16 protein-coding genes are annotated in these 21,666 nt (G+C 61.0%); 3 read left to right on the top strand and 13 right to left on the bottom strand.

All coding sequences use genetic code 11. The features are described from left to right. The 4 genes from IJL83_07420 to IJL83_07405 all read right to left on the bottom strand — a co-directional run. A partial coding sequence (locus tag IJL83_07420; protein ID MBQ6553424.1) for a hypothetical protein occupies positions 1-2,049 on the bottom strand: 2,049 nt, incomplete at its 3' end. 772 nt (positions 2,050-2,821) lie between these two features. Beyond that, a complete protein-coding gene (locus tag IJL83_07415) occupies positions 2,822-3,994 on the bottom strand; it encodes an NADP-dependent malic enzyme (protein MBQ6553423.1) in 1,173 nt (390 codons plus the stop codon). 463 nt (positions 3,995-4,457) lie between these two features. Further along, positions 4,458-5,816, bottom strand: coding sequence for a class II fumarate hydratase (locus IJL83_07410; GenBank protein MBQ6553422.1), 1,359 nt, complete (start codon positions 5,814-5,816; stop codon positions 4,458-4,460). 9 nt (positions 5,817-5,825) lie between these two features. Continuing rightward, the gene (locus tag IJL83_07405; GenBank protein ID MBQ6553421.1) at positions 5,826-7,361 is read right to left on the bottom strand and encodes a YifB family Mg chelatase-like AAA ATPase; all 1,536 of its coding nucleotides are present in this window, start codon (positions 7,359-7,361) and stop codon (positions 5,826-5,828) included. A 66-nt stretch (positions 7,362-7,427) separates the two neighbouring features. Here IJL83_07405 and IJL83_07400 point away from each other — a divergent pair, with 66 nt between their 5' ends. Further along, a complete protein-coding gene (locus IJL83_07400; GenBank protein MBQ6553420.1) occupies positions 7,428-8,270 on the top strand; it encodes a GPR endopeptidase in 843 nt (280 codons plus the stop codon). A gap of 182 nt (positions 8,271-8,452) precedes the next feature. On the opposite strand, the gene serS is transcribed toward IJL83_07400, so the two are convergent. The 9 genes from serS to rlmB form a co-directional block, all read right to left on the bottom strand. After that, positions 8,453-9,718 (bottom strand): serine--tRNA ligase, encoded by a 1,266-nt coding sequence (gene serS / locus IJL83_07395; GenBank protein ID MBQ6553419.1) that lies wholly within the window; start codon positions 9,716-9,718, stop codon positions 8,453-8,455. Between the two features lie 45 nt (positions 9,719-9,763). Then, positions 9,764-10,720, bottom strand: coding sequence for an AEC family transporter (locus tag IJL83_07390; protein MBQ6553418.1), 957 nt, complete (start codon positions 10,718-10,720; stop codon positions 9,764-9,766). A 47-nt stretch (positions 10,721-10,767) separates the two neighbouring features. Beyond that, positions 10,768-12,600 (bottom strand): choice-of-anchor J domain-containing protein, encoded by a 1,833-nt coding sequence (locus IJL83_07385; protein ID MBQ6553417.1) that lies wholly within the window; start codon positions 12,598-12,600, stop codon positions 10,768-10,770. Between the two features lie 51 nt (positions 12,601-12,651). Next, positions 12,652-13,572, bottom strand: a complete 921-nt coding sequence (locus IJL83_07380; protein ID MBQ6553416.1) for a diacylglycerol kinase family lipid kinase — start codon at positions 13,570-13,572, stop codon at positions 12,652-12,654. Positions 13,573-13,680: 108 nt separating this feature from the next. Continuing rightward, entirely contained in the window at positions 13,681-14,637 is a 957-nt protein-coding gene (locus IJL83_07375; protein ID MBQ6553415.1) for a glycoside hydrolase family 130 protein, read from the bottom strand. Positions 14,638-14,685: 48 nt separating this feature from the next. Further along, entirely contained in the window at positions 14,686-15,429 is a 744-nt protein-coding gene (locus tag IJL83_07370) for a sugar phosphate isomerase/epimerase (GenBank protein MBQ6553414.1), read from the bottom strand. Between the two features lie 188 nt (positions 15,430-15,617). Then, complete coding sequence (locus IJL83_07365) at positions 15,618-16,772, bottom strand: isocitrate/isopropylmalate dehydrogenase family protein (GenBank protein MBQ6553413.1); 1,155 nt, start codon at positions 16,770-16,772, stop codon at positions 15,618-15,620. A 15-nt stretch (positions 16,773-16,787) separates the two neighbouring features. Beyond that, positions 16,788-19,325 (bottom strand): hypothetical protein, encoded by a 2,538-nt coding sequence (locus IJL83_07360; protein ID MBQ6553412.1) that lies wholly within the window; start codon positions 19,323-19,325, stop codon positions 16,788-16,790. After that, complete coding sequence (rlmB, locus tag IJL83_07355) at positions 19,322-20,059, bottom strand: 23S rRNA (guanosine(2251)-2'-O)-methyltransferase RlmB (protein ID MBQ6553411.1); 738 nt, start codon at positions 20,057-20,059, stop codon at positions 19,322-19,324. Before rlmB ends, IJL83_07360 begins: the two co-directional genes overlap by 4 nt. Positions 20,060-20,271: 212 nt before the next feature. On the opposite strand from rlmB, the gene trmL reads away from it, so the two are divergent. Beyond that, positions 20,272-20,757, top strand: coding sequence for a tRNA (uridine(34)/cytosine(34)/5-carboxymethylaminomethyluridine(34)-2'-O)-methyltransferase TrmL (gene trmL / locus IJL83_07350; GenBank protein ID MBQ6553410.1), 486 nt, complete (start codon positions 20,272-20,274; stop codon positions 20,755-20,757). Between the two features lie 117 nt (positions 20,758-20,874). Then, positions 20,875-21,639, top strand: coding sequence for a ParA family protein (locus IJL83_07345; GenBank protein ID MBQ6553409.1), 765 nt, complete (start codon positions 20,875-20,877; stop codon positions 21,637-21,639). Positions 21,640-21,666 lie beyond the last annotated feature (27 nt).

Below are 21,666 nucleotides of genomic sequence, written 5' to 3'. Positions count from 1 at the left end.
GCCGTTTTCCTGACCGAAAATCGTCAGGCTGCTCGGGTCTGTAACTGCAACGCCCTTCGTTACCGTCAGCGTATATCCGTCGGCAAGAATAAGGTTTGCAGCGCCGTTTACGGTAATGCTTCCGTTAACGGTTACATTCGAATTAACAACGTACCACTTGCCGTCCTCAAAGGTTGTAGTGTCTGCGGCAACAGCCGTGTAATCATCACAGGTTGCGTCGGTATAGGTTACCGTGTTGGTGGCAGAGTCATACGCCGCGTTCTTATAGGATACGGGCGCGGAGGCGGTAGCTTCACCGTGTATAAACCGCTTATCGGAAGAACCGCCGGAAACATAACTCCAATCGATATTATTATCACTTTCCTGAACAGTCGCGCCGGTTCCGGTCGCGGTTATGTTTCCGGTGACCGCTTTGCCGTCGCTGCCGTTGCTGCCAAACTGATGGCCTTGGCCGCCGACGCCGCCGGTGGCCGTGACCGTGCCGTTGTTGACGGTCGCATTGCCGGAAATACCGCTGCCGCCATTGCCGGCGTAGAAGCCGCTGCCGCCGTTGCCGCCGGTGGCCGTGACCGTGCCGCCGTTGACGGTCACATTGCCGGAAATACCGCTGCCGCCATTGCCGCCGTTGAAGCCGTAGCCGCCGTTGCCGCCGGTGGCCGTGACCGCGGCCCCATTGACAGACAACGTGCCGCAGGTGATGGCGGTGGAGCCGGCGCCACCATTAGAATCATCATCGCCGTCGCTGCCATTGGCCGCATTGGCGATCAGCGCGCCGGTGCCCGCGCTCTGGCCGTAAATGTTCAGCGTCGCGCCGGAGGCGTTGACGCCCGCGCTCGCAGTCAGCGACGCGCCGTCGCAGAGGATCAGATTGACCGTGCCGGAAACGGTGATGCTGCTTGTGATCTCCACGGTGTCGTTGACGACGTACCAGCTCGTCGTACCGCTCGCGCCCCACTCAGTGGTGGTCGCGGCAACAGCCGTGTAATCATCACAGGTTGCGTCGGTATAGGTTACCGTGTTGGTGGCAGAGTCATACGCCGCGTTCTTATAGGATACGGGTTCGGGCGCGGGGGTCCCTATTACTACCTTCTTATAGGCGCTCAGATCCTGTCCGGTGGTGCTGACGGCGATCTCGGTCTCTCCCGAGGTGCCGGCGACATCCGTCCAGCCGGTGCCGGGGACGGCGTTCTTGACGTTGGCATATGCAATGCCGCCTCCGGGAGCGCTTGCGGTAAGCTCGCCGCCGCTGATCGTTACGTCTCCCTTGTTTTCGCAGTTGATGCCGTAAGTTCCACTCATGGTTGTCGCTACGGTCAGGGCGCCGCCGCTGACCGTTACACCGGTGGAGCAGAGGGCACTGTTGTAGCCGCCGATCGCGCTGACAGTTCCTCCGTTTACGATCACATTTCCGCCCATTTCGATGCCGCCGTGACTATTGTCAGTTGTCGACACGGTAACGGTTCCGCCATTTATCGTAAGGTTGTTATTAGTACTGGCGCAGATCCCATTAGTATAAACACCGGCGGCTGTAACGTTCCCGCCATTGATAGTAATATCGCCATTATAAATACTTATTCCACCGGTCGCACTGATCTTGCCGCCATTGATAATAATACTGCCGTCTGAGAAATCAAGGGCGTAGCCATAGCTTTGTTGATTCGTCACGCTCAATCCACCCATGTCTTCGCCGGTGCTTTGAGCATATATCGTAAGGTTTTTATATCCATTGACAGCTCCGCCATAAGTTTCCGCCGTTACGGTAAGCGTCGCTCTGTCGCAAAGGATCAGGTTCACGTCAGCGCTAATGTACATTTCCCCGCTGATCGGCACATTTTCCTTGACCACATACCAGCCCGCCTCTTCGATCATAGTCATGCTGCTGTCGAAAACGGTGTACTCCGTGCAGGTCTGTTCATTACCGTCCGCATCGAGATAGGTGACAGCGGCATTATCCGCCCACGCCGTCAGGCTCGCGGCAGGCACGAGCGAGAGCAGCATCGCGACGCTGAGCACCGCGCTGAGCAGTTTTTTCGTCAGTTTGTTTTTCATATTTTTCCTCCTTGCCTTTCGGCTTTTTTATATATTTATTTTATATGTAAAAGCACGCTCATTCTCAAAATGAGCCACATCTTTTTTATTCTATCACCTGCTCGGCGGGATTGCAAGAAAAAATTGTGAAAAAGCGCCGGTTTTTTCAAGTTTTTTGCGCGCCGGCGGCACAGCCGGAGGCTGACGGACGTGTGCGGGGAGCTCCCTCAGACGAGGGAGCTGTCAGCGCCGTTGAAAACGGCGATGACTGAGGGAGGGAAAAACCTCATCTCAACCGCAAACTTCGCGACAAAGGCAGGGCTCTTTCCCTCCCTCCGTTATTTTTTGCGGAGCAAAAAATAACACCTTTGCCCGTTTGCGGTGCCCGATATGCGCTTCGGGCGATAAATCACCCTCGCGCCTATCGACCGCGGCACTTCCTCGCCCTCCCTTTTTCCGCCGCAGGCGGCGGTCGGGCTCGTCACCCCCAGAGGGAGGCAAGGCCGCGCACGGCGCGGGCGGTTTGTCATCCTGAGCGGCGGCAAGGTGCCGCAATGATATATCGGCGTTTCGCCGATATGATATACGGCTTAAAGCCGCATGATATATTTGCCTGAAGTCAAATATGATATACTCGCGTTGCGAGCATTAAGGAGCAAACCGCGCCCGATGAGCGCGGTTTGAATAATTCAAAGCGGCTCCCTTTCGGGAGCCGCTTTGTTCCTTAATATTCGCGCAGCGAATATATCATATCGCGCCGGCGATATATCATACGCGAATAGCGTATATCATATCACGCATCGCGTGATATATCATTGCTCGCGAAGCGAGCCGCGATCACCGCCGCGGCGACGGCGTCGGCGACGCCGGGGAAAAAGACGTCGGGGATTATCTTCGCCGGCGAAAGCTCCGCTTCCGGCACGAGCGCGGCGAGGGCGCGGGCGGCGGCGTGCTTCATCTCTTCCGTTATCGCTCTCGCGCGGCATTTCAGCGCGCCCTTGAATATGCCCGGGAACGCGAGCAGGTTGTTTATCTGGTTCGGATAGTCGCTGCGCCCGGTGCCGACGACGGCGGCTCCGGCGGCGAGGGCTTCCTCAGGCGTTATCTCGGGAACGGGATTCGCCATAGCGAAGATTATCGGCTCATTCATCGCTGCGACCATTTCTCCGGTCAGCACCCTGCCGACCGAAACGCCGACGAAGGCGTCCGCGCCGCGAACGGCGTCCGCGAGGGAGCCGCGTATGCCGCTCCGGTTGACCGTCAGCGCAAGCTCGCGCTGGGCGGGATTTATATCGCCTTCGGGATCGAGGACGCCGCCGATATCGCAGACGGTCAGCTCGCCGAAGCCGATGTCGCGCAGCAGCTTCGACACCGCGATGCCCGCGCTGCCCGCGCCGTTGACGACGACGCGCATTTCCTCCGGCTTCCTGCCCGTTACCTTCGCGGCGTTCAGCATCGCGGCGGCGACGACTATCGCCGTGCCGTGCTGATCGTCGTGGAAGACGGGCACGTCGCAGAGCTCCTTCAGCCGCGCCTCGATCTCAAAGCAGCGGGGCGCGGAGATATCCTCGAGGTTGATGCCGCCGAAGGACTTGCTGATGAGATACACGGTGCGGATTATCTCCTCCGTGTCGCGGCTGTCGACGCAGATAGGCACCGCGTCGACTCCGCCGAAGCGCTTGAAGAGCGCGCACTTGCCCTCCATGACGGGCATGCCGGCGGCGGCTCCTACGTCGCCGAGGCCGAGCACCGCCGAGCCGTCCGTCACGACGGCGACGACGTTGCCGCGCCGCGTGAGCGTAAAGCTTTTCGCGTAGTCGGCTTCGATCTCCTTGCAGGGGCGGGCGACGCCCGGCGTGTAGGCGAGCGAGAGGTCCTCCCGCGTTTCAAGCGGGGCGCGGACCGAGATTTCGATTTTTCCGCCGAGCTCTTCGTGCAGGGCGAGCGATCTTTCGTATACGTCCATGGTTTTTTCCTTTTTCGAGAAGTTGAGCTAAAACGAGAGGTCAGCTTTTTGTGCGCCGTCTTCGACGGCATGATTTGACGGCTCCGCCGTCATGATTTGGCTTCGCCGTGAATTGCAAGCGCGGCGCGCTTGCATGAAGGAACAAATCGCCGCAGGCGATTTGAACGTATCAGAGCTCCCTCAGACGAGGGAGCTGGATTGACGGCGCGAAGCGACGGCAAGACTGAGGGAGTGAAAGACGGCGTCTCAAACGCAAACGAAGCGATATGGGCAGGGCTTTTCCCTCCCTCAGTCGCCTTCGGCGACAGCTCCCTCGTCTGAGGGAGCCGGCCGACGTGTCAGCGTTCGGAAACCTATGTCGCCCGCGGCGACAAATCATGATTGCGAAGCAATCAATTCATGCGAGCAACGCGAGCAAATCATGCAAGCGAAGCTTGCAAATCATGCGCGCCGCAGCGCGCTTTTATATCTTCATTATTTCGTCATACTTATCCGCGTCCATCAGGCCGGCGCCGACGACGGCTTCGCGGAGGGTGATGTTCTCTTCAAGCGCGCACTTTGCGGCTTTCGCCGCGGCGTCGTAGCCGATGACGGGCGTCAGGCGCGTGACCGTCATGAGCGAACGCTCGAGGTATTCGCGCATCACGGCTTCGTCCGCGGTCAGACCCGCGAGACAGTTATCCGTGAAGGAGGTCATCGCGTCGGTCAGCAGGTAGACCGAGCGCAGGAAGCGGAAGGCGATCAGCGGCATGCAGACGTTCAGCTCGAGGACGCCGGCGGCGCAGGCGCCGGTCAGCGCCGCGTCGTTGCCGAAGACCTCGTGGCAGACCATTATCAGCGCCTCGCACTGCGTCGGGTTGACCTTGCCGGGCATTATCGAGCTGCCCGGCTCGTTGGCGGGCAGCTTCAGCTCGCCGATGCCGCAGCGCGGTCCGCTGCCGAGCAGACGGACGTCCGAAGCGAGCTTGTGCAGGTCGGCGGCGAGCGTTTTCAGCGCGCCGTGCGCGGCGAGGACTGCGTTCTTTGAGCCGAGGCCGGCGAATTTGTTTTCGCAGGGATAAAAGTCAGTCGCGCATGCTTCCGTCATGAAGGCGCAGACCGCTTCGTCGAAGCCGTCCGGGCAGTTGAGCCCGTTGCCGACGGCGGTGCCGCCTATCGGCAGAGCGCGGAGCTTGTGAAGCGAAAGCTGCACGCCGTCGATATCCGATTCGATCGCGGCGCGCCAGCCGCTCGCCTCCTGACCGAAGGTCATCGGTACGGCGTCCTGCATATGCGTACGCGCCGCCTTCGGCGTTTCCGCGTAGCGTTCCTCAAGCGCGGAAAGCGCTTTGACGAGCTTCTCCGCGGCGGGAAGGAGCAGCCCTTCCAGCGTCAGCACCGCGGAAACGGAGATCGCCGATGGGAAGGTATCGTTAGAGCTCTGCGACATATTCACGTGGTCGTTGGGGTGGATCTTCAGCTCAGGATGGAGCTGCATCGCGCGGTTGGCGACGACCTCGTTGACGTTCATATTCGTCTGCGTGCCGCTGCCCGTCTGCCAGACGGAGAGCGGGAAATGCGCGTCCAGCTTGCCGGTGAAGACCTCGGCGCACGCCTCGGAGATCGCGGCGCGGCGCGCTTCGTCAAGCTTGCCGAGGTCGCGGTTCGCCGTCGCCGCCGCCTGTTTCAGCATCGCGAGCGCGTGGACGACGACCGACGGCATAAGGTCGCCTCCGATGCGGAAGTTTTTTAAGCTCCGCGCCGTCTGCGCTCCCCAGAGCTTGTCGGCGGGGACCTTCATCTCCCCCATCGAGTCCTTTTCGATACGGTAGTTTTCTTCCATTTCGTTACCTCAGAAAATCGTTCTGTCCCAATACTTGCGGTCGAGACAGCGGTATTGAAGCGCCTCCGCGACGTGCTCCTCGCGGATGCCGTCCTCGGCGGCGAGGTCGGCGATCGTGCGCGCGACGCGCAGGACCTTGTCGTAGGCGCGGGCGGAAAGCGACATCTTCTCGAACGAGCGGCGCAGCAGCTCGGCCGCGCTGTCCGATATCGCGCAGAGCTTCTTCGTCTTGCCGCCGGAGAGGCGGGCGTTGCAGGAAACGCCGATATCCGCGTAGCGTTCCTCCTGCCGCTTGCGCGCGGCGGCGACGCGGGCGCGGACGGCTTCGCTGCTCTCGGCGGGCGCTTCGCTGCGCAGGTCGTTGAATTCAAGCGGCTCGGTCTCGACGTGGATATCCATTCGGTCGAGCAGCGGGCCGGATATTTTCGACAGGTATTTATGGATCTGCCCGGGCGAGCAGGTACAGCGCTTCTTCGGGTTGCCGAAGTTGCCGCAGGGGCAGGGGTTCATCGCGCAGACGAGGATCATTTCGCAGGGGAAGGTCATGCTCCCGACGGCGCGGGTTATGGTGATGCTGCCGTTCTCAAGCGGCTGGCGGAGCGCCTCGAGCGTATCGCGCGGGTATTCCGGCAGCTCGTCGAGGAACATCACGCCGTTGTGCGCCAGCGAAAGCTCGCCGGGGCGCGGATTGTGGGTGCCGCCCGTCATGCCGATCTTGCTCATCGTGTGGTGAGGCGCGCGGAACGGGCGCGAAAGCATCGTAGGCACTCCCTCGGGGAGCAGGCCGGCGATGGAGTATATTTTGGTCGTCTGCAGGGATTCCGCCGTAGTCATCGGCGGCATGATCGTCGGCAGACGCTGGGCGAGCATGCTTTTGCCCGTGCCGGGAGGGCCGACCATGAGCAGATTGTGTCCGCCTGCGGCGGCTATTTCAAGCGCGCGGCGGGCGACGGGCTGGCCCTTTACGTCCGCCATGTCGCAGGCGTAGGTCTGCTCCGCGACGGGGAAGTTCATTTCGGTGACGGGAGTGAGCTTCGCGCCGCCGTTAAGGTGGTCGACAAGCTCGGTCACGTCGCGGACGGGGTAGATCTCCACGTCCTTCGCCACCGACGCTTCGGCGGCGTTGTCGTATGGGATGAAAAGGCGCTTTATCCCGAACTGCGCCGCGCTGACCGCTATCGGCAGCACGCCGTTGACGCGGCGCACCTCCCCGTCGAGCGAAAGCTCGCCGACGAAGGCGGCGTCCGAAATATCGGCGCGGAGCTGTTCCGTTGCAAAAAGGATGCCGACGAAGACGGGCAGGTCGTACATCGCGCCCTCTTTTTTGCGGTCCGCGGGGGCGAGATTCACGACTATGTGGCTGACCGGGAAGATAAAGCCGCGGTTCTTTATGCAGGAGCGCACGCGGTCGCGCGATTCGCGCACCGCCGTATCCGGCAGGCCGACCACGTCGAAGCCGGGCAGGCCGCCGGAGACGTCTATCTCCGCCTCCACCTTGTAGGCGTCGAGGCCGAAAAGTCCGAAGGAGTTTATTCTCGCGAACATATTTTCCCTCCCGTTGTTTTATTTCGTCTTTCGCGGGGCAGAATGAATGCAGAAAGTGGCGATAGTATGGCGCACCGCACCGACCTTGCCGCGGAGGCGCGGACGGAATACGGAGAACTCGACGGAGTCGAGGTCAGAACGCGCACGGTCGAGGACGTTACCGTGACGGAGACGGTCATTTCAACCGCAGAGGCGGGCGAAAAGCTCGGCAAATCGCCGGGCAGATACGTTACCATAGAGCTCTCCGGTCTGAAAACCGGAGATATCGACGAGGAGGACGCGGGGCGGCTCATCGCCGAGGAGCTGAAGCCGATGCTCCGCGAGGGCGGCGCGCTCGTCGCCGGACTCGGCAACAGGCGCGTGACTCCCGACGCGCTCGGCCCGCGCGCCGCGGACGGCGTCCTCGCGACGCGGCACATCGCGGCGGCGCTCAAGGAGTTCGCCGGCATCGAGAATACCCGTCCGGTCAGCGTTATCGCGACCGACGTGCTCGGGCGCACCGGAGTGGAAACGCTGGAGCTGCTGCGCGGCGCGGTAGGCGAGGTGAAGCCCTCGCTCGTCATCGCCGTGGACGCGCTCGCCTCGCTATCGACCGAGCGGCTCGGCACGACGGTGCAGATATGCGACACGGGCATCTCCCCCGGCTCCGGCGTCGGAAACCGGCGGGCGGAGCTTTCGGAAAAGACGCTCGGCGTGCCCGTGATAGCCGTCGGCGTGCCGACGGTGGTGGACGCCGCGACGGTGGCGGAGGACTACTCCGGCGGGTACTTTCAGAAGCACGGGTTCTTCGTCACTCCGCGCGAGGTGGACGCGCTCGTCGACACGGCGGCGCGGATAGTTTCGCGGGGGATAAACGAGGCGCTCAATCCGCAGCTGCCGATCGAGGACATCATGCACGCGCTCGCCTGAGCCCGTTATGCGCGCATCTCCCTCGGCCGAGGACGCTGTCGAGAAGGGCGACGCCCTTCAAGACTGAGGGAGGGAAAACGCTTTCCCTTATACAAATCATCGCGGCAAAGGCAGGGCCTTCCCTCCCTCCGTCGCCTGCGTCGACACCTCCCTCGTCTGAGGGAGGTGTTCGGCGTTTCGCTTTATTTTATTACGTCGCAGCCCATATACTTACGCAAGACTTCCGGCACGACCACGCTGCCGTCTTCCTGCTGGAAGTTCTCGAGTATCGCGGCGGTGGTTCTGCCGACGGCGAGGCCGCTGCCGTTGAGGGTGTGGACGAGCTCCGCCTTGCCCTTTATATCGCGCTTGAAGCGGATGCTCATGCGGCGCGCCTGATAATCCTCGAAGTTCGAGCAGCTGGAAATCTCGACGTATCTGCCGTAGGACGGCATATAGACCTCGATATCGTAGGTCTTCGCCGAGGAGAAGCCCATATCGCCGCTGGAGAGGCATACGACGCGGTAAGGCAGGCCGAGCAGCTGAAGCGTCAGCTCCGCCTCGTGAGTCAGCTCTTCGAGCTCTTCGTAACTGCTCTCCGGGGTGGTGAACTTGACCAGCTCGACCTTGTTGAACTGGTGCTGACGGATAAGGCCGCGGGTGTCCCTGCCGGCGCTGCCCGCCTCGGAGCGGAAGCAGGCGGAGTAGGCGCAGAACTTTATCGGCAGCTCGCCGCCGTCGAGTATTTCGTCGCGGTAGTAGTTGGTCACCGGCACTTCGGCGGTCGGGATGAGGAAGCAGTCGGTGCCGGTCACCTTGTAGGCGTCCTCCTCGAACTTCGGGAGCTGGCCGGTGCCGGTCATCGAGGCGCGGTTAGCCATGAACGGCGGGAATATCTCGGTGTAGCCGTGGGCGGTGTGGGTATCCAGGAAGAAGCACATGACGGCGCGTTCGAGCCGCGCGCCGAGCCCCTTGTAGAAGTGGAAGCGCGCGCCCGTTACCTTCGCGGCGCGGTCGGGATCGAGGATGCCGAGCTTTTCGCCGAGCTCCCAGTGGGGCTTCGGCTCGAAGCCGAAGTCGCGCACCTCGCCTACCCTGCGGACCTCCCGGTTATAGGTGTCGTCCGGACCGACGGGAACGGATTCGTTCGGGATGTTCGGGATCGAAAGCAGCATATTTCTGACCTTCTCCTCCGCTTCGCGGAGCTTGACGTCGTATTCCTTTATACTGTCGGAAAGCGCCTTCATCTGCGCCATATCCTCGGAGGCGTCTTCGCCGCGGCTCTTTCTGATGCCGATGTCCTTGGAGACGGCGTTCAGCTGCTGCTTTTTGGCGTCCGCTTCCGCGATGAGCGCGCGGCGTTCGTCGTCGGCGGCGAGCAGCGCGTCGAGATCGTAGTTTCCGTTTCTGCCGGCGAGGAGCTTTTTGCAGCCCTCAAGGTCGGCTCTGATCCTTCTGATGTCAAGCATTTTTACAAGACTCCTTTATAAATGATATATAAACTTATTCAAGCCCTACGCGACCGCCTGACAGACGGCGCACACGGCGGGTATCGTGATTATTGAAAGCAGAGTGGTGATCGCGACGGTCTTGGTCAGCAGGTCGGTGTTGCCGCCGAACTTCTCGGCGAACATCGCGCCCGCGACCGCCGACGGACACGCGAACGCGATGGCGAGCGCCACGACTATTTCGCGCTGGATCGGCAGTATCAGCGGAAGCGCGAGCAGCGCCGCCGTCGTCAGCGCCGGAAGCAGCAGCAGACGCAGCACGACTCCGATCCACATATACTTATCCTTATACCAGCCCTTCAGCGTAACGCCGCCGAGGATCGCTCCGCAGAGCATCATCGACATCGGCGTCTGCGCCGAGGCGAGCCAGGAGACCGGATTCATAATTATTTTCATCGGCTCGCTGTCCGTGACCGCGTCGGGAAGCAAGATTATCCCGAGCGCCGCGATTATCGCGATAGTGCCGGGGTTGAGGATGACCGAAAGCAGCTTCTTGCGGTTCTCGGTGAAGAGCGAGATGCCGACGATGAAGTTCAGCATCGTGAAGACGGCGACGGAAACGCCGACGTAGGCGGTCGCTTCCTTGCCGAGTATGCCTTCGACCAGCGGGATGCCCATAAAGCCCATGTTCGCGAAGATCGCGGAATACTTCACGGCGTTCACGTCGCGGGATTTCCTGCCGATGAATATCAGCGTCACCGCCGCGAATAGCACTCCGAAGCCGACCGCCGAAGCGAGCGCAGACCAGCCGAGGATGGCGAAGGCGTTTTCGCCGTTCTCCTTCGCGGTCAGCACGAGGCGCTCGATGATTATCGCCGGGCTGATGATGTAAAAGAGGATATCGGTCACGCAGGTGATGCCCTTGCCCTCGAAGATGTGCGCGCGGCGCAGGATTATACCGACCGCGATGAGCACGAACAGCATCGCGACCTGCTCGGCGGAAATGCGTATGGTTTCAAGCATGCTTTGACCGACCTTTCGTTGTTATTTGAGCGCGATCGCGAGCGGAGTTATCCCAGACTGCTCTGATCCGCGAGCTTCGCGGCGACGCGGAGGATCGCGAGCGCGTCGGCTACGGTGATGCTTCCGTCGGCGTCGACGTCGCCGACGGCGACCGCTTCGTCGCTCGCGTCGGCGAGTTTCGCCGCGATGCGCAGCGCCATGAGGGCGTCGGCTACGGTGATTTCGCCGTCTTTATCCATATCGCCCTTCATCACGTCCGCCTTCTCAGGCGGCACGCAGCGCACGTAGAAATCGTCGAGGTAGAGGCGGTACATATCCGTGCAGTCGCAATGCGCGATCGTGACGCGGACGCGCTTGCCTTTAAGGTTATCGGGCAGCGTCACGGAGAACCGCTGCCATTCGTATTTCGAGGTGAAGGTCTCCGAAATCACGGTCGGGATCTGCGGCTCGCCGTAAATCAAATAGCTGACGTTGAATTTCTCGGCGTCCGCTCCGGTCGCGGAGCCGCGCGCCCAGAAGTAAACCGTCGTTTCGCCCTCCGCCGGGACGTCGAAGAAGGGGCTCGTGAGCCAGTTATTCGGCGTCAGCGCCTTCGTATCGTAGAACGACTCCGAGCAGACCGCGCCCGTTCCGCTGCGCGAAAGGCGCGTGCCGTCTTGCAGCGTCGGAACGGGATGCGACCAGAACCAGTCGATACCGTCCCCGTCCGCGTCCGTCCTCGTCCAGCCGTTCAGGAACGGGTCTTCCTCGAAATCGTAACTGTATATCCCGTAGGGGTCCTTCTCGTTGGTGACGGATATATCGTCCAGTAAGAGCTGATACCCGTTATAAGTCGAGTGAATAAAAACGAGCTGCACCGTTTTGCCGGCAAGACCGGTCAGGTCGACGGTATATTCTTTCCAGTTGGCCGCCGTTTTCGTTGTGTCCGTGATGACGTAGGCGTTGGTGCCTCCCTGCACTTTATACGCGACTCTGAAATAATCATTCTTCGTGCCTTTGGGATCGAACTCCCTCGCCCAGAAGCGAAGCGTCGTCCAGTCATCCTCCGGCACGGTGAAGTATGGCGAATACAACCAGTGGATCGTTTCGAGCGGTTTGCCCGCCGCTTCGTCGTAAGACAGCGAAAAGACGGAGCCGTTTCCGCCGTGCGATCTGCCTTGTGAGCCCGTTCCGTAATAGTAATCCCAGTTGAAGCCGTCGCCGTCGTATTCGATCGCTTCCCATCCTCTGTCAAAGGGATCCGTCTCGAAATCCTCGTCAAGCATGCACGCAACGGACCTGTGATTATCAACGAGGAAATCGTCGATGCAGAGCGCGGAATGATTGAACGCGGACTCCGGCTGCGTATGCGCTATGACGATGGATATCGTCCTGCCGGCGAATTGCGTAAGGTCAAAAACGTATGAGTTCCATTCGCCGCCGGTGGTACAGGTCTGTGACAGCACGGTAGGCGCGCCGGGTAATTCTTTATCTATATAACTGATGTTGAAGCATTCCTCGGGGCGATCCGCGTCCATACCCTTCGCCCAGAAGCCGATATACGTATAACCGGTGAGCGGGATATCGATATAGGGCGAAACGAGCCAGTTATTCGGGAAGAGCGGGTGGCCGGCGTCGTCGTAGGAGCGCGACATCATAGCGCCGTTGCCGCTGTGGGCGACTGCGCTCGAAGAAGTGAAGAAAGTCCAGTCGTGTCCGTCTCCGTCGGCGTCCTTGCTCGTCCAGCTCCCTTTGAAGGGGTTGGTCTCGAAGGCGTTTTCATACAGCGTTTTCACGATATTTTTGTAAGTGTTCGCTTTCGCGGTCACGGGTCCGAGCGCCGCCGGAAAGAGTCCGAGCAGCAGCGTCAGCGTGAGAATGACGGCAGCGGTTTTTTTCATAAGTTTATCCTCTCTTTATCCTCTCTTTCATAAAACGCGCCGCGGCGCGCGTCACAAGCTCGTCAGCGCGGCGCCCTCCGGAATTACGAAGCGCAGCGCCGCGGGAACGACCGATATCTTCAGCTCGTCCGCGGTCATGACTTCACCGTCGGAGCAGTATCTGAACGGCTCGGCGGCGCTGATCGTCATTTCTTTCGTTTGGAAATAATCGAGCTTATCCTTCATTTTCGGATTCTCGAGGTGGGTGCCCTTGCGGTAGTCGCCGACAAGCTTCAGGAAGCCGACGCGGCCGACCTTTCCGTCGGCGCGGAAGACGTCTATCAGCCCGTCGTCAAGCCGCGCGGTCGGATTCGACATGAAGCCGCCACCGCAGTAGCGCCCGTTCGCTATCGAACAGAGCGTCAGCCGTCTTTCCTCGACCCTGCCGTCCCATTCGAGCTTCAGCTCGCACTTCGGCATCGGGAACATCTCGAGGAACGCGGCGACGGTGTAGGCGTTCGCACCCTTGAAAAGCGGGAAGCCGCGCCTGCGCTCGACGAGGTCGACCACCGCGCAATCGAAGCCGATGTTTATGGTGTTGACGGCAAAGCGGTCGTTCGCTTTTATCAGGTCGAACGCCGCCGCCCTGCCGTTTATCTGGCGGGCGACGTCGGTGAACGCCTCCGCAGGCGCGAAGTTTCGCACGAAGTCGTTGCCCGTTCCCGACGGGATCGCCGCGATCTCGACGTTCGGGAAGCCGAAAGCGCCGTTAGCCGCCTCCGCTATCGTGCCGTCGCCGCCGCAGGCGTAAAAACGCAGCGACGCGCCCGTTTCCGCCAGCTCGCGGACGTACTTTTCAGCGGCGCGGGGCGCGTCGGTATAGTATATTTCCCAATCGACGCCCGCCTTTTCGCAGGCGGATTCAACGTCGGAAACAAGCTTCGAGCGCAGTTTTTTGACTGTGTTCGGGTTGATGATGAATACGTGCCTCATTCGTTTCCCTCTACCCTTTGTTTTTTATCTTTACAATCCCCGCTTATTATGGGAGATCCCTCGCTTACGCCCGGAATGACAGAGGTCGGGTCCCGGTCTTTGCCGAGGTCAGAATTCGACCTTTACCGTAGTGTCGGGGCCGTCGGCGAGGGCGGCGTCCACCAGCTCCTCGATATTGCCCTCCGCGACACACATGACGGTATCCGCGCCGCCGTAATAGACCTTCAGCGTGCCGTCGTCGTCCGCGACCGCGCCGCAGGTGAAGACGACGTTCGCGACGTAGCCGCTGCGCTCGTAGGGCGCTTCCGGCGCAAGGATGAAGTCGTGCATCCTGCCGATGACCTTGCGCGGATCGTTCAGGTCGTGCACCGCGCAGCCGAGGCGGTAGATCTGCCCCGCCATCGTGTTCGTGGTCGCGTGATAGATATTCAGCCAGCCGCGCGGCGTCTTTATCGGGGGCGCGCCGGGGCCGATCTTGTTATCCTGCCATATATCGTAGGGGTCGGTCGTCATGATGAACTGCTGATTGCCCCAGTGGATCAGGTCGGGCGAATAGCTGATGAAGATGCCGCTGTTGCCCGCGTTCGCGAAGTTCGGGCGCTCGAAGCGGACGTATTCGCCGTTTATCTTCTCCGGGAAAAGCACGCAGTTGCGGTAGTCGATCGCGGTGGTAAGTCCCATGCGCTCGATGTGCAGGAAATCCTTCGTCTTCGCGATGCCTATCTGGAAGCCGTAGGTCGCGAAGCAGGAATAGAAGATGTAGTAGGTATCCCCTATCTGAGTGACGCGCGGATCCTCGACCCCCTTGTTCTCGGGGTTCTTGAATATCCCGCTCTCCGCCTTCTGAAAGACCGGCTCGGGATGTATCTCGAAGTTGTAGCCGTCCTTCGACCGCGCGAGGCCGAAGACCGAGCGGCCGTCCGTTCTGCCGCAGCGGAGCAGGAGTATATACTCGTCCCCCAGCTTCGCGGCGCCGGCGTTGTAGACCGTTTCGCACCTGAACGGCATATCCTTCGGCGTGATTATCGGGTTGCCTTCGTATTTTTTAAGCATTACTTTTCCCATAGTTTTCCTCCGGGTAGAATTATTTTGAATAATTATACAGAGAGTATATTATTTTTTAAGCCCCTTGATGTATCTGACGGCGTTTTCGCAGAAGACGTAGGTATCCTTCGGCTCCGCCTCGAACTCCAGCACCGTCCAGTCCATACCGAGCTGTTCGGCGCGGGCGAGGATCGGCTCGAAGTCGATGATACCCTTGTCGATATCGCAGGAGGGGTGTTCGCCCTTGCCGTTTTTGATATGTAAGCTGCGGATGCGGTCGGGGTATTTATCCAGCATTTCCATAATGTCGCAGCCGCCGAGCTTCGCCCAGTAGCAGTCGAGCTGGAAGGCGATCTCCGGGCAGTCCTCCGCCATACGGAACCAGTATGGCTTGCCGTCCTTTTTGCACTCGGTGAACTCGACGATGTGATTGTGATAGAGCAGGTCCGCGCCGGCGGAGCGGATCTTTCTGCCCAGCTCGTCGAAGCCCTCGACGAAGCGGTAGTACTCGTCGTCGTTCTGCGGATGCCAGCCGGGCATGACGAAGCGCTTCAGCCCCAGCGGGAGCAGGTAGTCACAGTATTCCCGCCAGTGCTCGAGCAACAGCTCGTAGCCGAGGTGGATGGACGGAGTCTGCATATCGTATTCCTTCATAAGCGCGGCGAACTCGTCGCGCGTGTAGTCGGTGACCTTGAAATGCTCGAAGCCGTTTATGCCCGTCCCGGCGAGGCGGCGCAGGGTGCCTTCAAGGTCGTTTTCGGCGTCTTCGTGGCAGCTCCAGAGCTGCAGGGCGATGTTGGTGTAGACTGACATATGGGGTTCCTCCTTGTGTGGCGTTGGTATGCCTCCCCTGTGCAAGGGGAGGTGGCATTTTTGCTTGCAAAAATGACGGAGGGGTTGTGAAAATTACTCAGCCGGCTTTCCGGAAGCCGACAACCCCTCAGTCATCGCCGTTCCGGCGACGACAGCTCCCCTTGCACAGGGGAGCCGATACGAACGCTCTACTTCAGCTTTTCCACCGTTTCCATAACGTAGTCGCCGAAGGCGGAGCAGGTCGCGCCGTCGCTGCGGCCGGTTATGGTCAGGCGTTTTTCTTCTATCATACAGATATCAAGCGCGCGCTCGAGCAGCGCGGCTTTGCCGTTCCTGCCGACGTGGTTGAGCAGCATCACGGCGGCGCGGAGCATCGAACAGGGGTCGGCGTAGATATCGCGCCCCTCGGCGACCATACGCGGCGCGGAGCCGTGGATCGCCTCGAACATCGCGTAGCGCGTGCCGATATTCGCGGAGCCGGCGGTGCCGACGCCGCCCTGAAGCTCCGCGGCTTCGTCGGTGACGATGTCGCCGTAGAGGTTCGGCAGCACGAAGACGGAAAAGTCGCGGCGGCGCTTCTCGTCAAGCAGCTTCGCGGTGGTGATGTCGATATACCACTCGTCCGTGATTATCTCGGGGTACTCCGCCGCGACGGCGTGGCAGTCGCGCAGGAAGTTGCCGTCCGTCGTCTTGATGACGTTCGCCTTCTGGATGAGCGAAACGCGGGGCTTGCCGTTGGCGCGCGCGAACTCGTAGGCGAGGCGCGCGATGCGGGTGCTGCCCTGCTTCGTAGTGACGGTGAAGTCGAAGGCGAGGTCGTCGGTGACGTTCACGCCCTTCGAACCGAGGACGTAGGAGCCCTCGGTGTTCTCGCGGAAGAAGGTCCAGTCTATGCCCTGCTCGGGGATCTTGACCGGACGGACGTTCGCGAAGAGGTCGAGCGCCTTGCGCATGGCGACGTTCGCGCTCTCTATGTTCGGCATATCGCCGCCCGCCTGGGGAGTCGTGGTCGGGCCTTTGAGGATGACGTGGCAACCTTTAAGCTGCGCCATGACGTCGTCCGGTATCGCCTTGCCGCAGGCGACGCGGTTCTCTATCGTCAGCCCGTCGATATAGCGGAACTCGACCTTGCCCGCGGCGACTTCGCCGGCGAGCAGGTATTCGAGCACGCGGGCGGCCTCGCGGGAGATGACGGGTCCGATGCCGTCGCCGCCGCAGACGCCGATGACGAGCTTATCCAGCGCCGCGTAGTCGACGAAGCCGGCGTCCGCCTTCATGCGCTCGACGCGCGCGAGCTGTTCTTCGATGAGCTGTCTGAAATGTTCTACTGCTTTTTCTGTCATTGGGGTACTCCTTTTTTACTTATGCGAGGACGACAGCACCAGCACGGGCAGCGTCCAGAAGAGCGCGTAGATGAGTATCTTCCACGCCTCGATCGCCGACGGCGTCGCCGCGAATGAGAAGACCGCGACGAAGATCAGGCCTATCACCGCGGAAGCGATCAGCGCCGCGATATTGAACGCCACGCTGCTCTTGAGCTTCGACGCGCAGACGGCCGCTTCCGGCAGGGCGCAGCAGTCATCGCCGACGACGACGCCGGCGGAAATGCTCCGCGCCTTCTTATACCTGCGCTCCAGCTTGTCGAGCGCGCGGGCGCTGATGACCTTGACGGTCGCGTTGCTGAGCTTCATGCGGTTGGAAAGTATCTCTTTGGTAACGTTGGTGTCCTTCGTCGCGATGAGCAGCGTCAGCCCCGCGTCCTCGGCGCGGCGCAGGCGGCGCTTGGCGACGTCCGCGACGCCGTAGGTCACGACGTACATCGCGCAAAGCTGCATATCGGAGGCGAGGTAGAAGACGTGGCGGTCTCCGCCGGAAACGCGCGCCTCGTAGCTCGACGACGGGACGGGTATCTGATACGCCTTCATGAAGTCGCGGCTGCCGAGCAGGAGCTCCCTGCCCTGACTGCGACAGACGACGCCCATTTCGTCGACGCATTCGATGCTGTCTATCTCGCGCAGGATGGACTTATCGGCGACGCTGCCCTCAAAGACCTTGCCGAGCGCTCCGCCGGCGGCGTTAAGCACGCTGACGGTATCCGCTATGACGCCGTCCATCGGCGCGTTGTTGAAAAGACTCATCCCGTGCAGGATTATGGATCTGTCCGGAAAAACGTCCGTATCGGAAATGACGATGCCGTTCGCCTCCGCGATGGCAACGGCGGACTCGAAGTTGAGGATCGCGCCTCCCTTGCGGTTGAGGCGGCGGTTGATACGCGTCAGCGGAAGAACGGTGACGAAAATGCTCATCAGCGGCGTTCCGGCGCAGAGCGCGGCGGTGAACACCGACAGCGCGATGCCGAAGGACGCTCCCCTCCAGATCGCCGAAACGAGCGCGATCAGCAGCGCCGCGGCGGCGGCTCCGATGAAGAGCTTGCCGACGGAATTATCCGCGTCGCTCTCCTTTGAGGACGCTTCGACCACTCCGACGACGGCGTCGGTGCGGTGCGGCGCGCAGAGGCGGGCTTCGCCGGAGATCTGGCCGCCGGAGACGTCCTCCGCGAGCTCCTCGTCGTCGACCATCACGGCGGCGGCGAGCCGCTTCCGCTCGCTGACGAACTTCATGTTGCCGCGGATGTGGCGCACCATCTGCAGGTCGCCGAGCCGTATGAACAACAGCATCACGGCGGGCAGGAAGTTATAGACTCCGACCGTTCCCTCGGATATGTATGACGGGTCTATTATAAGGGCGATATTCTGTATCACCGCGACGGCCGTGCATATCACGGCGGCGGATTCCGCCCGGATCTTCAGCGACTGAAGCTGCGCGAACGCGCGCTTGACGAAGGGAATGCTGAACGCAAGCGTCAGCAGACTGACGACCGCGCTGATGAAAAGATAGACTACGGCGATGTCGCGTTCGGTCGCCGCGGATTCGGATTTCAGCGCGAAAACGTCGATGATGAGCAGCAGCAGTGAGCACGCCGCGAGGAAAACGGTCTTAAGCACGCCGTCGCTGCGGCGGGCGCGAAGCTCCTCTTCGACAAGGTAGTAATCATCCGGCTCGCCGTGGTATTCGGCTTCCTCGTCCGGAGCCGCTTCTTCCGGCTCGGGCACGTTGTAGGTCTTGCGGACGTTTTCTCTGATATTGTTCTCAACGCTCTCCTTGAAGCCCGCGGCGACGGCGTCGGCGTCCGCCTTCTCCGCCGGCGGCTCCTTGGCGTTTGTCATCACGTTGACCGGTCCGGCTCCGTCAAAGAAGAGCTGATCCGGCTCCGCCTCGCTGTTGCGCGGCTTGCGCGGAGCGCGCTTCTTCGGTGGCTCCTCCTTCGCCGGCGGCGCGAAAACGACCGTGCCGCCCTCGACCTTCGGCTCGCCGCCCTCCTCGACGGTGACGGCGTATTCCTCGGGCTGCGCCTCGATCTCGATGGTGCTGAAAAGCTTCAGACTGCGGGTATCCTCAAGCGACGGGCGCTTTTTCTTCACGGCGGGAACGCGGACGGTCGCGGCGATCTCCGGCTCCGGAAGCTGCACGGGCGCGGGCTTTTCTTCCGCTGTGGGCGCGGGTTTCGCCTCCGGCGCGGGCGCGTGACTGTCATTCCGAGGAGCCGCCGGCGACGAGGAATCCCCTTCCTTTTGCAGAGGTTCTGCGGAAGGCGTGGGATCCTTCACTTCGTTCAGGATGACAGGCGCTTTTACGGGCTCGGGTTTCGGCTCGGGTTTCGGCTCGGGCTTGGGCTCGGGCTTCGGTTCCTCCTTCGCGAACGGCACCGCCTTGTCTCCCTCGATCTCGCGCAGGATGTCGTCCAGCGAGAAGGTGCGGTCGACAGGCACTCCCGAATAGTCCTTCGAGGGCACGCCTAACTTTTCAAGATATTCCTTTTCTCTTTCCTTGCTCATTTGCGTCCCTCCATAAACAGATACATAAGGATCCCGGCGGCGACCGAAGCGTTCAGCGACTCGATATCGCCGCGCATCGGGATCGAAAGCATAACGTCGCAGTTCTCGCGCACGAGGCGGGAGATACCGTCCCCCTCGGCGCCTATTACGAGCGCGGCCGCGCCCGAAAGATCGACGTCGCCGTCGACGGAAACGCCCTCCGCGTCGGCTCCGTAAACCCAGAGCCCCCGCTTTTTCAGTTCCTTCAGCGTTTCGGTTATATTCGTCACGCGGACGACCGGCGTATGCCAGACCGCGCCCGCGGACGCTTTTGAAACGACGGCGGTCAGCCCCGCCGCGCCCCGCTTCGGCACTATGACTCCGTGCGCTCCGAAAAGGTTGGCGCTGCGGATTATGCTGCCGAGGTTGTGCGGGTCCTCGATGCCGTCGCAGACGATTATGAATGGCGGCTCGCCCTTCTCCTCGGCGCGCTTGAAAACGTCCTCGAGGGTGGAGTATTCGGCGTCCGCGAGAAGCGCGACGACGCCCTGGTTTTTGCTGCCGTATTTTTCAAGCTTGCGGCGGTCGACGTTTTTCAGCGGAACGCCCGCTTCGCGGCAGAGTCGCCGGAGCAGCGAGACCTCCGATTCCGAAACGCCGTTGGCAACGTATACGCACTGTACGCTCTCGCCCGCCTTCATCGCTTCCGCGACCGCGTTTCTTCCGAGGGCGACGCGCTGTTCGAAATTCGCCATATCTTCACCCGAAATACTACATATTGTGGGATTATATATTATCGATTCTAATTGTACCATATATATCGGCAAATATAAAGCGTTTTTTATCAAGTTTTTCAAAAAAATTACAATAATTATTGCGGTATCGGCCGGCGGAGGTTATACTTATCGGTGAAGGTTGAAAACCGCCTCTCCCGAAAAGGCGGAAAACGCTTTACGGAGGTATGCTTATGCCCGCGCTGAATATCGTCCTGGTCGAGCCGGAGATACCGCAGAACACCGGCAACGTCGCACGCACCTGCGCCGCGACGGGCTGCCGCCTGCACCTCGTCGGCCCGATGGGCTTCAAGATCGACGACGCGAAGCTGAAGCGCGCCGGTCTCGACTACTGGCCGCTGCTCGACGTCACCTACTACGGCTCGCTCGGCGAATTCCTCGCCGAGTGCGGCGGCGAACGCTTCTTTTTCTCCACGAAGGCGCCCCGCGCCTACACCGAGGTCGAGTATCCCGACGGCGCGTGGCTGATCTTCGGCCGCGAGACGAAGGGACTGCCGGAGGAGCTGCTCGAGCGCGAACGCGACCGCTGCGTCCGCATCCCGATGATAAACGAGGCGCGCTCGCTCAACCTCTCCAACTCCGTCGCCGTCGGCGTCTTCGAGGCGCTGCGGCAGTGGGGCTTCCCGAAGCTGAAAAACTCCGGCAAAATGGCGGAGTAGGGCGCGCTTTGCAGGGCGCGGAAAATAACTCTTTCTTTTTCTTCGCGCATGTGCTATAATGTATGAAACGGAAAATGCAGAAATCCGCAACCGCGGTAACGAAGGGAAGTGTGCGCTTTGGGCAGGATAATAGCGGTCGCAAATCAGAAGGGCGGCGTCGGCAAGACGACCACCTCCGTCAATCTCGCCGCCGCGCTTGCGCTCTGCGGCAAAAAGACTCTGCTCGCCGACATCGACCCGCAGGGACACGCCACCGTCAGCTGCGGAATAGGCAAAAAGGAGCTTTCCGCGACGATCTATGACGTGCTCATCGGCGGCGCCAAGGTCGCCGACACCATAATCCGCACGGAAAACGGCAAACCCGATCTGCTGCCCGCCACCGTCGACCTCGCGGGCGCGGAGCTCGAGCTCGCCGGACTTGAAAAACGCGATTCACGCCTGCGCGACGCGCTCAACCTCGTCCGCGGCGATTACGACTATATCATCATCGATTCTCCGCCCGCGCTCGGCCTGCTCAACCTCAACGGGCTCGTCGCGGCGGACGCGGTGCTCGTGCCGCTCCAGACGGAGTTTTTCGCGCTGGACGGGCTTTCGCAGCTTATGGCGACGATACGCCTCGTGCGGCGCGGCCCCAACCCTTCGCTCGACCTCGAGGGCGTGCTGCTGACGATGTATAACAGTCAGCTCAACCTCACGAACCAGGTCGCCGCAGAGGTCAAGAAGTTCTTCCCGCGCAAGGTGTTCAGGACGGTCATCCCGCGCACCGTGCGGCTCAGCGAAGCGCCCGGCTTCGGCAAAAACATCTTCGAGTACGACCGCAGCTCCAAGGGTGCGCTCGCCTATATGGAGCTGGCGAAAGAGATAATCGCGAACGACAGGTAGCGATATGCGCATTTGCGCACGATGTGT

The organism is Clostridia bacterium, from assembly GCA_017438525.1.
In the GTDB taxonomy this organism is placed as follows: Bacteria; Bacillota; Clostridia; order Oscillospirales; family RGIG8002; genus RGIG8002.
Note: the sequence above shows the minus strand (reverse complement) of the source record. Positions and strands in the feature narration are given on the sequence as shown.